This is a genomic window from Pseudoalteromonas sp. 2CM39R (assembly GCF_023161845.1).
In genome coordinates, this window is sequence record NZ_JALNTM010000001.1 from 193,625 (window position 1) to 205,815 (window position 12,191).

Genomic DNA, 12,191 nt, shown 5'->3' on the forward strand with positions numbered 1-12,191 from the left:
TTCTTAAATTAAAGGTTATTTTTTAGCATACGCTAAGCGGGCTAAACGTTCAGTTACATGGTAACTATCAAGCCCGCTCACTGCGACTGTGTCAATGGCTTCAATATCGACAAAGCCATCTTCTTGCAAGCAAGCCTCATCTAAGTAGATATCGGTTATTTCACCTATGATCAGCTCAGTGCCATTGATGGCAAGGTGGTGGTGTTCTCTCAGCTCAAGCGCATATTTAAGCTTACTTTCTTTAACAAAAGGCGCTGTAAAGTCATTTAGGTATTCAGTACTAAGCCCTGTTGCATCAAATTCAGACTCGTCCTTGTCGTAGCGTGCCGATGTTTGATGTGCTTTGTTATAAATGTCTTTGTTCACATGGTTAATCGTGTACTGTTTAGTGGCTAATAAGTTCTCTAGGGTATGGCGAGGCACTGAATGGGGCCTAATTATCATACCCACTAAAGGGGGATGTGCCCCAAGGTGAAATACTGAACTGACAATCGCTAAATTAGTTTGGCCATTATTATCTTGTGTGCCGACTAAGTTGGCACTTTTAAACCCCGACAAACTATTAATTAGATGGGCGCGGTAGCGGTTTTCTAAATCAGCAATGGCTTGTTTTGTTAAATGCATAAATTTCCTGTTACCAGTCTATGGGTTTTCCTTGCCAGTCAAAGTAGGCAGGATTTTGTGATTGTTGTAAATAGTCAGCATCACTTATCAATGAATACAGCTGCTCGGCTACAAACTCAGGGGTAAATAGCTTTCCTTCGGGCACATTTGCTTGAAAGGGCTTTGATAATGACGTATCAGTAGTACCTGGGTGAAATAACACGCAGTGGCATTTTTTATAGCGTCTGCTAAGTTCAATTGCTGCAGATTTAAATAACATATTTAATGCCGCCTTCGAAGCCCGATAGCTATACCAACCGCCTAACTTGTTATCACTGATACTACCAACACGTGCACTAAGAGCACACACCACTGTTGAAACTTGTGGCTTTAAAAGCGTTGAGAATAACGTCACACAGCGAATTGGTAATAGAGCATTTGTCGTCATGCTATTTATAAAGTGCTGCTCAGATATTTGTTCAAGTTTACGTTCAGGCGCATTATCTGGATCATGCAATAGGCCGTTAAATATCATCAACTGGGCCAAATCATAGTTGCCACCAGCAAGTTCTTTAGCAATGCCACTTAAGCTTTGCTCTGAGTAGTCTGTAATAAAATGCTGGTGGCTTATCTCATTGCTTGATGACTTATTTAAACTTGCCTTAAATTCACCTCGACTGATGGTTACTATATGACCCGTGTTTATTTGTTTATGAAGAGTAGTGAAATAAGCATTTGCAATTTCACTGCTTGCACCGCACAAAATATAGAGTTGCATTTTTGACCTGTTCTAAAAATATTTGAAAATTTTTTCGCTCAAACTATCACCAACTAATAAAATGATAGTAGCTCTGTTTGTCTTAATCTAACTCTACAAACACATAAAAAAAGGCGGGTAAAGATTTGACCATGCAAACATTAAGGATGCCTTAATTTACGGGGATTTCACCTTTTGAATTGGTAAGTCCATTTTACCAATTGAGCTGGCTTTAACGCTTTGTAGCTGACTAAGCTGCGTATTTATTACACTTTTATGTTTATAGATTGGTTATTCTTTTTTACGAGTATGTTAGAAAATTCGATCTATTAAATTAACGCTGACAATGATATTAATAAAAGGGATCAGTGTTTAGCTGCGTTCGTGCTTGGCTAAATACTGTGCAGTAAGTACTTTCAACTTAGTTAAAGAAAGGAGTATGAGAATGAGTGAACAATACGCTGCACTTCGCGGTAATGTTAGTATGCTTGGACAAATGCTGGGTCAAACCATTAAAGATGCACAAGGACAAGCCATTTTAGATAAGGTAGAAGAGATTCGCGCTTTATCTAAATCGTCACGTAGTGGTAACGAAGCCGACAGACAAGCGCTTATCGAAGTACTACACGCTCTCACAGATGAAGAACTATTACCGGTTGCACGCTCATTTAATCATTTTTTGAATCTTGCTAATGTTGCTGAACAATTTCATACCGTATCGCGCTTTAATGATGTTGGTTTTTGCAAACTAAACCCTCTCACTCAAACATTAAAAGCGTTAGCAACAGCATCAAAGCAAGGTCAAGTTGATCCTAATCACTTGGCACAAACACTCTCAAAACTCCACATCAATTTAGTACTGACGGCTCACCCAACTGAGGTGACACGCCGTACAATGATTAATAAACACGTTGAATTAAGTGATTGTCTTGCCTCTTTAGAGCGTAAAGACAACTTACCTAGTGAACGTGCAGATTTATTAAATCGCATTGCCCAACTTATTAGCCAAGCGTGGCATACCGACGACATTCGTCGCTCACGCCCAACGCCAATTGACGAAGCTAAATGGGGTTTTGCGGTTATCGAAAATAGCTTATGGCATGCCGTACCGCGTTTCTTACGCGAGTTTGGCGAAGACGTAAAAGCAGAGCTTGATTTAGAGCTACCTATTGATTTCAGTCCAATTGAATTTACTTCTTGGATGGGCGGCGACCGTGATGGTAACCCGTTTGTAACTGCTGAAGTCACACAGCAAGTACTTGATCATGGCCGCTGGATGGCACTTGATTTGTATTCGCGTGATATCGAAACGCTAAGCAATGAGTTATCTATGTCGGATGCAAGCGATGAGCTTATTGAGCTTGCGGGCCAAGACTTTGAACCTTATCGTGCGGTACTCAAAAAATTAAAGAATCAAATTGCTGAAACTGTGACGCATTTGGGCGCTAAAATTAAGAAAAAGCGCACTGATTCTGAAGATTTAATTACTGATATCGCGCAAATTAAACACCCAATCGAAGTGTGCTATCGCTCGCTTATTAAGACCAACATGAAAGTAGTTGCCGATGGCTTGCTGCTTGATGTTCTGCGCCGTATTAATAGCTTTGGTCTGCGCCTTGCAAAACTTGATGTACGTCAGGACTCATCGCGTCATGGTGATGTTTTCTCTGAGTTAACACGTTATTTAGGTTTAGGTGATTACCATCAATGGCAAGAGGAAGACAAACAAGCGTTTTTACTTGCTGAGCTAAACTCTCGACGTCCGCTAATTCCTAAGCATTGGCAACCAAGCCCAGAAGTACAAGAAGTGCTAGATACCTTCGATGTAATTGCAGCGCAAGATGCTCAAACATTTGGCTTGTATATTATCTCGATGGCACGTACCGCATCTGATGTGCTGGCAGTACAGTTACTGCTTAAAGAAAGTGGTTGTAAATTTAACTTACCGGTTGCGCCATTATTTGAAACGTTAGACGACTTAAATAATGGTAAAGAGGTTATCGAATGTTTACTTGATAATACTTGGTACCGTGGTCATATTCAAAACCAACAAAATGTCATGATCGGCTACTCAGACTCAGCAAAAGATGCAGGCATGATGGCTGCTGGTTGGGCACAATATGAAGCTATGGATAAGCTGGTTCAATTAGCCGAAAATCGCGGTATTGAGCTTATTTTATTCCACGGCCGTGGTGGTACTGTCGGTCGCGGTGGTGCTCCAGCTGCCCAAGCACTTCGCTCACAGCCTCCAGGTTCATTAAAAGGTGGCCTACGTGTAACAGAGCAGGGTGAAATGATCCGCTTTAAGTTTGGTTTGCCTGCGGTTGCTCTGCAAAGCTTAAATATTTATGCCGGTGCTGTTCTTGAAAGTAACCTGCTGCCGCCACCAGAGCCTAAGAGCGAATGGCGTGATGTTATGGAACTTATAAGTGCAGATTCGTGTGAGCATTACCGTCAAGTTGTTCGTCATGATGAAAATTTTGTTCCTTACTTTAGAATGGCAACGCCAGAGCAAGAGCTTTCTAAACTGCCACTTGGTTCTCGCCCTGCGAAGCGTAACCCGAACGGTGGGGTAGAAAGCCTTCGTGCTATTCCATGGATTTTTGCATGGAGCCAAAACCGTTTAATGCTGCCAGCTTGGTTAGGTGCATTAACAGGTCTTAAAGCTGCGTTAGATAAATATGGCATCGAGACACTTCATGAAATGAGCTTAAAATGGCCATTCTTCCGCGCTCGTTTAGAGATGCTAGAAATGGTATTTAGTAAAGCTGATACATGGTTAAGTGCGCATTACGATGATGCATTAGTAACTGAGCAATATAAGCCATTAGGCGTGAAGTTACGTCAGGAATTGAGCGAGGCTATTGAGCTTGTTCAATCGCTTAGCCCACAAAAGAGCTTACTTGCAGACCAACCTTGGATCAAAGAGTCAATCGGGCTTCGTAACCCGTACACAGATCCACTTAACTTATTACAAGTTGAGTTACTGCGTCGTGCACGCGAAGCAGATGAAAGCTCTGCAGGTGACATTGATAATGCCTTGATGATCACTATGACAGGTATTGCTGCAGGTATGCGTAATACTGGTTAATAGCTAGTATCATCAACCAATCGAGCATCGATTGGTAGGCTAATAACAAATCGTGCGCCGTGCTTACATGACTCGGCGCCTATTTTCCCTCTTAGATTATATTTAACCGCGTTAAATACCACGTTTAAACCAAGCCCTAAATGATTACCGCCTAAATTAGTGGTGTAAAATGGCGTAAATATTTCATGAAGTATTTCGTCATTTATTCCAACGCCGTTATCTTGATAGGTAATTTCAACCACATGTGTATAGGCTTTAACTATTACTTCGACAACACCTTGATCAGAATTAACAAAGCCATGCTCGCAGGAATTAATAACTAAGGTTTTTAATACATCACTTAATATAGTCGGATAAGACGTAATAATCACCTCATCGCCATGAATTTTAAACTCAATTTTTTTACCAAGGTGTTTACTCAAAGGGGATAAACGATGATTAAGAAAGCTTGGCAGCTGTATTTTGCTCATTGGTTTATCAAGGTGAATAGACACATTGAGTGCTTTGAACTCTTCGACTATTCCGGCTAGTCGATTAATGCTACTGATCACCAGCTCTTTAGCGCTATTTGTATCGGTAATAAACTTATGAAAATGCTTGCTAGAGAGCTCTCGAGCTTTAAATTTTTCTTCTAAACCTTCCATGTAATCATCTATTAGTGAACTTGCTGTCACTATGGTGCCAATAGGGGTATTAAGTTGATGCGCCATACCGGATACCAGTGCTGTTAAAGAGGCTATTTTTTCGATTTCAATCAGATGGTCTTGTGTATCTTTTAACTGTTCTAATGCTTTAGCTAATTTTTGTTTTTGTTTGTCTATGCTGTTAATGGCGATAAATGAGCCAAATAAAATAACAACTAAACAGATGCTTACAACAATTGTGAGATCTTTAAATGCATTGGCTTTAGTAGCTTTTATTTGCTCAGCACGAGTTAGGTTAGAAATTCTAACTTCTTTTGCAGCAACATCGGCTTCTGCAAGCGCTTTTGCTAAATTGACTTTGGCTTGTCTGGTTAAAATAGCTGCGTTAATGTACGAATATTGTTTATAAGCGCTAAGTGCATTTACATAATTTTTTTGTTGCTCGTAAAGCTCAGCAGTTAATTTTGCAATCGATAACAGGGCTTCAAAATTAGTATGGCTAACAGTGTGTGTATCAACGGATGCAAGCGTTGTGAGTGCTTTATCAGTATGTCCTTGTGCTTCATACGTTTCTGCTAAGCATAAAATAATATTAAGTTGCTCATTCTCAAGCTGTTTATTTTCAATAAGCGTCGAAGCTTCGTTGAGAACCTTTTCTGAGTCTTCTAAAAAACCCTGAGAACGTAATACTTTGGCTTTTAAAACCAGGCTTGAAGCAAGGTGAGTGGTGTAGTTGTGTTGGCTTTGCAGCCCAATAGCTTCATTGATAACCTTGAGTGCATTTGAGTACTGTTTTAATCCAATTAAAGCAAGCGCTAAGTTATTGCTAGCAAATGATTCGTTGAGAGTTTGATTTTTACTGTGGGAATAATCTCGATAGTAACTGAACGAGTCGGCAGCTTCTTTATAATGGTTTAAGCGTAGCTTTACCAAAGCGATATTATTTTCGGTTTGATAAACTAAACGCTCATCTCGAGATTGTGCAAATGGCATGGCATCGCGATAGTAAGCTAAGGCTTCTTCATATAGACCTAAGCGTGCATAAATCCCACCAGAAATATTGAAATAGCCATACATAAGGTCTTTTTCATCAGATTGAGAAACCATATTCATGTACTTAACAATGGTTTCCATGGCTTGTTCTAGCTTGTCAGTCTCAAGCAAAAACCAAGCTTTATAATTAGTGACTATAATCTTTTGTTCTAGTGTTAGTTCGGTAGTTTCAATCAGCGCATTGACAAACTCAAGCCCTTCTTGAGGTGAACTGGCGTAGCTTTGCCTTATTGAGGTTCTAAGCTTTTCAAACTCTTTAATGGGCATCGCTTTAAGTGTTGTTGAAACTAATAAAATCAACAAGATAAAGCCAAATAATATATCCAATCGCGCTTTCATGACACACCAATCCATTTAAAAGTGAGCATAAAAAACGCTCACCCATTTTGCTGTCTAAATAACGCTGAATATTATAAATTTTAACTAAATATAGGTTTATCTGAAAAAGCTGATTCTATGAAAGGAAAACTCATACTTGTGTTTAAAGTAAATAAGATATGAATTTGCATAACAACTCTTTAAAGTGGATCTAATCCTAAAATCTGAATTTTACAACTGGTCATACCTATTTTATTGCTAGGTATTGACTAGAGAGGCTATATCAATAAAATAGCCCAGCTTTTGATTCAGCTACCGTTAAGCCAAATCAACCCCCACGCTTTTTTAGAGTAACTTATGCCAAACGTGTCTACTTGCATCACTTATGATGCATCGACGTCACTCGTGATGATGACGTTAAGAGGGACTGCTAGTGCACAGGATGTGATAAATTTTTACCAGATTGCCCAACAATATTCAGAATTACATGGGTCAGAGAAAATACTCGTTGATGTGTCTGAGATGACGCACAATTTTGCACCTGATGATTTATTCACCATTATGCCGGAAGTGGCAAACTCTTTGAAAGAAGCTGTTGTAGCAATTGTTGTAAGTTTTGATGGTTTTATGCACGACTTATTTATGCAAAAAGCAAAGCGCTATAACTTACAAGCTGAAAACTTTGAATGTTTTAACAAAGCAAAAAATTGGCTGGTTCGTCAATAATTGGCCGAGCTAGTCATCGCTATTTTGTTGTGTATATATGGGCTTACAAATACCGCTAATTTTTAGCTTTTATTGTGCGATTTACCTTGATGTTTACCGCCAAAACCTAGCAATTCATTACGTAACCTTTTAAACTGTTTAGCCAATTAATAATTATAATTTGTTATGACAGCAACTAGGATAGATGCAAGCAAACTAGCTCAAAATTCAGAGCCGTTTAGCTTCAATGATCAACAAAAAAATTCTCTTTTTGCCCAGCTTAAACAGCAACGTGGCATCTTATATCAATCTGATATTTCTTCTCTTTGTCAGCAGTTTCAAGTTAGCCAACTTGAGTTACTAAAAGCCTGTGTACCCGTCGCAAGTTTATTTTCTGTCGCGCCTATTTCTAAATTCTATGTGGGCGCCATTGCAGTAGGGTTAAACAAGCAAGGCGAAACAAATTTTTATTTTGGCGCAAATGTTGAGTTTTCTCATCAAGCATTGAGTTTAGTCGTTCATGCTGAGCAATCAGCCATTAATAATGCATGGCTTAATGGCGCGCAAGCAGTGTTAAAAATTGCTATAAGCGATGCACCATGTGGTTACTGCCGTCAATTTATGAATGAATTGAGCACCGCAGACTCACTTGAGATTTTATTGCCAGAGCGCGATTTTAATCTACATGAGTTATTACCTTATTCATTTGGCCCAAAAGACCTAGGCAATGAAGCCTGTTTATTTTCTAATAAGCAAAGCGATAAACAGTTTACTGAGCTTTCAATTGATGATGCTAAACTTATTCAATTGGCACTCAATGCATACGTGCCTTACACAGGTAACTTTAGTGCGGTTAAATTAACGACTTTTGATGAAGGTGACTTTTACGGAAGTTATGCTGAAAATGCTGCTTATAGCCCAAGCCTTTCGCCATTGCAAAGTGCATTGAGTCAGTTTTATCTTGCGGGCTTAACCTTTGATGATAAAACAGTTAAGTCAATAACCTTGTTAGAAACACAAGGGGCAGAAAATCAGTATAAGGTGGCTAAAAGTGTGCTGGCAAGCTTTGAAAACCCACCAGCATTTGAGCACTGTGTTGCTAAACTAGTTTAGTAATAGTTTTGCAGCTTCAATGACGACGGCGACTGATTTTTTCTCAATCTCGCCGTGGTCAACATTCGGAATTTCTTGTTTAGTACGATTTACTAATACACCTGCAACACATGCTGCGCGTAAGCCAAGGGCGGCACACATAGTAAATAGTGTTGCTGATTCCATTTCATAATTCATTACGCCTAGTTTTTGCCACTCTTCACAGCTGCCTTGGAATGAGCGAGGAACATAGCCAGAATAGGTATCGTAACGCTCTTGACCCGGGTAGAAAGTATCACTCGATGCAGTAATACCAATGTGGAAGTTAATTCCTAGTTTATCACACGCACTTACCATAGCTTGTGTTGCAAAGAAGTCAGACACAGCAGGATAGCTGAGTGGTGCGAAATGCTGGCTAGCCCCATCTAAACGAACTGAAGCTTGGCTAATTAAAATATCGCCTTCATTAATGTGTGGCTGAATTGCACCGGTTGTGCCAATACGCAAAAAGGTATCAATACCTAGCTGGGCAAGCTCTTCAACAGCAATTGATGTAGATGGGCCGCCAATACCGGTTGAACAAACTACAACGCTGTGCCCGTTTAGCTCACCTCGGTATACATGAAATTCACGGGTCTTCGCTAAGCATTCTGGGTTATCGAGAAGTGTTGAAATGCGTGCTGAGCGGTCAGGATCGCCTGGGACAATCGCAAGGGTTGCGCCGTTTAAGTCCTGACGAGTAAGCCCTAAGTGAAATACCTTTTCCATTATTAAACCTTATTTTTGTCTAAAGCGTAATACTTTAATCATATGTGTTTAAAGTACAGGACAGATGTCCTATTAGATCACCAATGTTGCAAGAATTGCACAGATAACCTAAACCTAAAGAAGTAACGATAAAAGAGGATATATTATGCCTGCTTCATCTTCTATGAGTAAACACCATGAGTTTGCACGCTGTTTAGAAAGCTCGAAAATTTCAATTGGTGCGCCTTTTCATTGGTTAGCACTTGCATTTAAAGATATCGCTAATGCGCCCATACTGAGTCTAGTCTACGGATTAGTATTTACCTTGATACCTGCGACTATCATGTATTTTGTTTATCAGTTTGATACCCACTTAGTTATATTGCCTGCAGTCGTTGGCTTTGCATTAATTGGCCCTGCTTTTGCTGCCGGACTTTACGATGTTGCATGGGAGCTTGAAAAAGGCCATAAACCTACTTTAATGCACAGCCTTAAATCAATGTTTAGAAACCCAGCAGGTGAATGGGGCTTTGCGGTGTTATTAATGGTAATTATGATTGTTTGGATGCGCTTAGCGGCACTTATTCATGCATTGTACCCGAACGTTGTTAACCCGAGTTTTGAGCAGTTATCTGCGTTTTTAACGCTCGGTAGTATCGTCGGTGGTATCTTACTGGTCACTGTATTTGCTATTTCTGCGTTTACCCCGCAAATTATGATGGAACGCAGAGTTGATATTATGACTGCGGTAATTTCTTCAATGAATGCGGTTAAAACCAATTTTGGTGCCATGGTTGTCTGGGCTGGTTTGATACTATGTTTGGTATTTGTCGGCTTTATTACAGGCACTGCTGGGTTTATTGTCATTATGCCTTTATTGAGCTACGCCAGCTGGCATGCATACATTGCCGTTATCAAAACCAAGAAACCTAGAGGCTACGAATAATGAGTATTCACTTCGCTTGAATATAAATCTATAGCGGCAATCGCCTAGGTTGCCGCAAAATTTGACTTTCTTTTCGCGCATGTTATACCTGCCAAAATACAGCGCTCTTATTTGACTAGAGCAGTTTAAATTAATCTGCAATAAAAATATAAACATTTAATATCAGTAGTTTATGGATTTAATTGAGCAAGCAATTGTTGAGTCTCAAAAATCTAAGCTAAACACAAACCTGATTGCGTAAGTTTTTTAATTACGCATGAATATGCAGATAATAATCAGCGGAGTAGAGATGAGTAACACACATAAAGCATTCCACGAAAAACTAAGTCAGTGTCTTTGTCCTCCTGGCGATGGCGTATTTACAGTTAATACAGCAAAAGAACGTAAAGATGCGCTTCGTACTAAATTATACGGCCAAACAGACAATGTTGATGTGCTTTGGAAAGAGTCACTTGAAACACTGGCTGACTCTGAGCACAAAGCGGTAATTTTAGGTATTAGCTCTGACTGTGGCGGTGGTATTTTACGTGGTGCTAACTGGGGCCCACTATTTTTACGCTCTACCTTGATTGATCAACAACCACAAGCACGTGCCTTTGATTTAGGCGATGTACGTGTGATCCCACACTTATTACATGATAAGTACCTTAACGATGCAACCATTACAAACTGTCAAAAAGCATTATATGCTGATGAAGACAGCGAATACCATGTGTCGCCTTTGTCTATCACTGAAGATGTCTGTGATGGATTTTATGCAAATTACCCAGATAAGGGTATTTTTGGTATCGGTGGCGACCATTCAATTAGCTACCCGCTAACTAAAGCTTACTTAAAAGCAAAACGTGATGCAGGTAAACGCACTGCAATCATTCACTTTGATGCTCATACAGACTTATTAGTTGAACGTTTAGGTATCGATTTATGCTTTGGTTCGTGGTGTACACATATTCTTGAGTATTTACCTGCACCACGTAACTTAATTCAATTTGGTATTCGCTCTAGTGGCAAGCCTAAGCAACACTGGGAAGACACATTTGGTGTTAAACAACATTGGGCACACGAAATTATCGAACGTGGTGCTAAAGCCGTCGCAGAAGAGGTTATTGCACAGCTAAAAGCAGATAATGTTGATGAGCTTTATGTAAGTTTTGATATTGATGCGCTTGATGAAAGCTTTGCCTCAGCAACAGGGACACCAGAAGCGGGAGGTTTAACACCTCAACATGCATTAGACATTCTAGTTGCATTGGCTGACGAATTCCCAATTACTGGAGCTGACATGATGGAAATTGCGCCATTTACCGACAGCTCATTAATCGGTCAAACAAGTTCTGAAACAACACTAAGAGAAGGCGCTAAAATCTCAGCGTTTTTAATTAATGCAATGAATAAGTAATTGACTCTATAGCGGAAACACCCAGTTTCCGCTCATTCCTTTTTACTAAATAATATTTCAATATCTGCAACTTCGAGCTATATTATTATAAAAAATAATTATAATTTATTTGGTATCGCTCATTATGCGCACAATTCTGACCCTGTCATTGCTGCTTTTTCTGCAACCTTGTTTTGCAGCAATTACTGTGGTGACCGAAAATTTCCCTAATTTCCAATACCTTGATGAAAATGGCGTTTTAACTGGCACTGTGGTTGATAAAGTTAAATCAGGTTTAGAAAAAAGTGGCGTGGCTTATGAGCTGTCAGTTAATTCTTGGTCAATTTCGTATAATGCTGCATTGCGTGATAGTAAGACCTGCATTTTTTCTATAGCAAGTCTTCCGGCACGGGAAGATAAATTTACTTGGGTAGCGAAAATTGGTGGTTTTTCGGCGTCATTCTATTCGTTTAAATCTGAGCAAGTCAAAATAGCGAGTATAGATGAAGCTAAGAAATACCGAATTGCAGTATTAAAAAATAACTATTCACATATTTACTTAAAAGAAAACGGCTTTGATGAGCGTAATCAGCTGATCTTACTTGATAGTTTTGACAACATTTATGATGTACTTAAAAGCAGACGCTCAAGTATCGATTTAGTTATCCTCAGCGATGAACAATTTAAATATGAGCGCGATAGCGACAGCACCCTCGAAGATTTAAAACCGATATTAAAACTGCCCGTTGGAACACCTCAGTTATACTTTGCCTGCAATAAAAATATTAATCCTGTGACTCTTGAAAAACTTAATAAAGGCTTTGCTGCAAACGATTAAAAATAGCACTTGTTGATTA

10 protein-coding genes are annotated in these 12,191 nt (G+C 39.5%); 6 read left to right on the forward strand and 4 right to left on the reverse strand.

From position 1 onward, the window contains the following. Positions 1-15: 15 nt before the first annotated feature. Both MTF66_RS00925 and MTF66_RS00930 read right to left on the reverse strand, forming a co-directional pair. The gene (locus tag MTF66_RS00925; RefSeq protein ID WP_248526009.1) at positions 16-624 is read right to left on the reverse strand and encodes a flavin reductase family protein; all 609 of its coding nucleotides are present in this window, start codon (positions 622-624) and stop codon (positions 16-18) included. A gap of 10 nt (positions 625-634) precedes the next feature. Beyond that, entirely contained in the window at positions 635-1,381 is a 747-nt protein-coding gene (locus MTF66_RS00930) for an SDR family NAD(P)-dependent oxidoreductase (protein ID WP_248526010.1), read from the reverse strand. A 424-nt stretch (positions 1,382-1,805) separates the two neighbouring features. On the opposite strand from MTF66_RS00930, the gene ppc reads away from it, so the two are divergent. Beyond that, positions 1,806-4,451 carry a phosphoenolpyruvate carboxylase gene (gene ppc, locus MTF66_RS00935; RefSeq protein ID WP_248526011.1) on the forward strand — a complete coding sequence of 882 codons (2,646 nt, stop codon included), beginning with the start codon at positions 1,806-1,808 and terminating at the stop codon, positions 4,449-4,451. On the opposite strand, the gene MTF66_RS00940 is transcribed toward ppc, so the two are convergent. Beyond that, positions 4,448-6,487 carry a tetratricopeptide repeat-containing sensor histidine kinase gene (locus MTF66_RS00940; protein WP_248526012.1) on the reverse strand — a complete coding sequence of 680 codons (2,040 nt, stop codon included), beginning with the start codon at positions 6,485-6,487 and terminating at the stop codon, positions 4,448-4,450. The genes ppc and MTF66_RS00940 overlap by 4 nt on opposite strands. 336 nt (positions 6,488-6,823) lie before the next feature. Between MTF66_RS00940 and MTF66_RS00945 the strand changes: the two genes are divergently transcribed. Further along, on the forward strand, positions 6,824-7,192 hold the full coding sequence (locus MTF66_RS00945; protein WP_248526013.1) for a hypothetical protein: 369 nt from the start codon (positions 6,824-6,826) through the stop codon (positions 7,190-7,192). A gap of 165 nt (positions 7,193-7,357) precedes the next feature. Further along, a complete protein-coding gene (gene cdd / locus MTF66_RS00950; RefSeq protein ID WP_248526014.1) occupies positions 7,358-8,284 on the forward strand; it encodes a cytidine deaminase in 927 nt (308 codons plus the stop codon). On the opposite strand, the gene udp is transcribed toward cdd, so the two are convergent. Further along, positions 8,276-9,031 carry a uridine phosphorylase gene (gene udp / locus MTF66_RS00955; protein ID WP_248526015.1) on the reverse strand — a complete coding sequence of 252 codons (756 nt, stop codon included), beginning with the start codon at positions 9,029-9,031 and terminating at the stop codon, positions 8,276-8,278. The genes cdd and udp overlap by 9 nt on opposite strands. Before the next feature lie 145 nt (positions 9,032-9,176). Here udp and MTF66_RS00960 point away from each other — a divergent pair, with 145 nt between their 5' ends. From MTF66_RS00960 to MTF66_RS00970, 3 genes are all read left to right on the forward strand, one after another. Then, the gene (locus MTF66_RS00960) at positions 9,177-9,956 is read left to right on the forward strand and encodes a DUF2189 domain-containing protein (RefSeq protein ID WP_054564098.1); all 780 of its coding nucleotides are present in this window, start codon (positions 9,177-9,179) and stop codon (positions 9,954-9,956) included. Positions 9,957-10,245: 289 nt separating this feature from the next. Next, positions 10,246-11,355, forward strand: a complete 1,110-nt coding sequence (locus tag MTF66_RS00965) for an arginase family protein (protein ID WP_248526016.1) — start codon at positions 10,246-10,248, stop codon at positions 11,353-11,355. 124 nt (positions 11,356-11,479) lie between these two features. Next, entirely contained in the window at positions 11,480-12,172 is a 693-nt protein-coding gene (locus MTF66_RS00970; protein WP_248526017.1) for an ABC transporter substrate-binding protein, read from the forward strand. Positions 12,173-12,191 lie beyond the last annotated feature (19 nt).

Bases quoted from the DNA above. Each gene is read 5' to 3' on its own strand.
- MTF66_RS00925 (WP_248526009.1), bottom strand. From the start codon at position 624: ATGCATTTAACAAAACAAGCCATTGCTGATTTAGAAAACCGCTACCGC.
- MTF66_RS00930 (WP_248526010.1), bottom strand. From the start codon at position 1,381: ATGCAACTCTATATTTTGTGCGGTGCAAGCAGTGAAATTGCAAATGCT.
- ppc (WP_248526011.1), top strand. From the start codon at position 1,806: ATGAGTGAACAATACGCTGCACTTCGCGGTAATGTTAGTATGCTTGGA.
- MTF66_RS00940 (WP_248526012.1), bottom strand. From the start codon at position 6,487: ATGAAAGCGCGATTGGATATATTATTTGGCTTTATCTTGTTGATTTTA.
- MTF66_RS00945 (WP_248526013.1), top strand. From the start codon at position 6,824: ATGCCAAACGTGTCTACTTGCATCACTTATGATGCATCGACGTCACTC.
- cdd (WP_248526014.1), top strand. From the start codon at position 7,358: ATGACAGCAACTAGGATAGATGCAAGCAAACTAGCTCAAAATTCAGAG.
- udp (WP_248526015.1), bottom strand. From the start codon at position 9,031: ATGGAAAAGGTATTTCACTTAGGGCTTACTCGTCAGGACTTAAACGGC.
- MTF66_RS00960 (WP_054564098.1), top strand. From the start codon at position 9,177: ATGCCTGCTTCATCTTCTATGAGTAAACACCATGAGTTTGCACGCTGT.
- MTF66_RS00965 (WP_248526016.1), top strand. From the start codon at position 10,246: ATGAGTAACACACATAAAGCATTCCACGAAAAACTAAGTCAGTGTCTT.
- MTF66_RS00970 (WP_248526017.1), top strand. From the start codon at position 11,480: ATGCGCACAATTCTGACCCTGTCATTGCTGCTTTTTCTGCAACCTTGT.